We start from the raw sequence: 958 nt of genomic DNA, 5'->3' as shown, positions 1-958 counted from the left end.
TAAATAACTGATCCCAATAGTGCTACACCTTCGCTGTACCATAGCCATTCCCCGGGAAAGGAGACACGGTATCCATGAAGTGTTTCACTCGGGCCAGCAGGCTGGCCATTCCTCTGCATTGATGATTGCGCGTGATGGTTTCATGTAACTTGTGCCACAGCCGTTCGATGTGATTAACCCAAGGGCTGTAAACTGGCTGGAACACCAGGCAGAACTTGGGGTTCTTCTTCAACCATCGCTCGGTCTGTTTGCTTTTGTGAATGATGTAGTTATCGAGGATCAGTGTGATGGTTTTGGCTCGTCGGTAGTGGCGACGCAGCTTTTCCAGCATGGCGATAAACAGGGATGAGTTTTTCTTTATCCCGCTGACGTAAAGTACTCTTCCATTGCCTGCATGGAGAACGCCTGCCAGGTAATGTTTGGCGTTCTTTCCAGGTGTGACAACCCGCTTTTGCTGCGCTCTGAACATCCAGTCGGCCCCTAATTTGGGATTAAGGTCTATATCGACTTCATCCTCATAAAACACCGGATTATCTGCATCACAGCGGGCCAGTGCCGCGTCGATATTAGCCATTTTCTCCTGATAGGCAGGGTCTTTTATCCGCAAGGTCGGCACGGGCCTTCGCCAGACAATGCCCATACGCGGTAACCATCGGCGGAGCGTGGAGGCTGCCATATTGAGCCCCATTAACCGATTGATTTTGATAGCCAATAGTTCGGTACACCAACGGCTGCGCTGATAACCAAAATCTTGCGGAGAAAACTGCATGAGCAGCACCAGTAAGGTGACAATCTTGGCGATAGGTAAGACTGGGGCACGGCCAGCCGGTAAGGCTTCTAACGCCCCCACACCTTCATCCCGATACCACCGAAGCCAACGGCCGATGGTCGAGCGAGCAGCGCCGGTAAGGTGATGAACATCAGTGATCGTGCGTCCTTCATGTAACAGCAAGATGGC

Annotated in this window: 1 protein-coding gene; it reads right to left on the bottom strand. The window is 51.8% G+C overall.

What is annotated here, in order from left to right; genetic code table 11:
* Positions 1–22: 22 nt before the first annotated feature.
* The coding region (locus tag J9892_RS20460) for an IS630 family transposase (protein ID WP_210538802.1) at positions 23–958 on the bottom strand (936 nt) is incomplete at its 5' end.

This window comes from Aeromonas sp. Prich7-2, assembly GCF_017939255.1.
Taxonomy (GTDB): Bacteria; Pseudomonadota; Gammaproteobacteria; order Enterobacterales; family Aeromonadaceae; genus Aeromonas; species Aeromonas caviae.
This window is presented reverse-complemented; position numbering and strand designations above follow the sequence as displayed.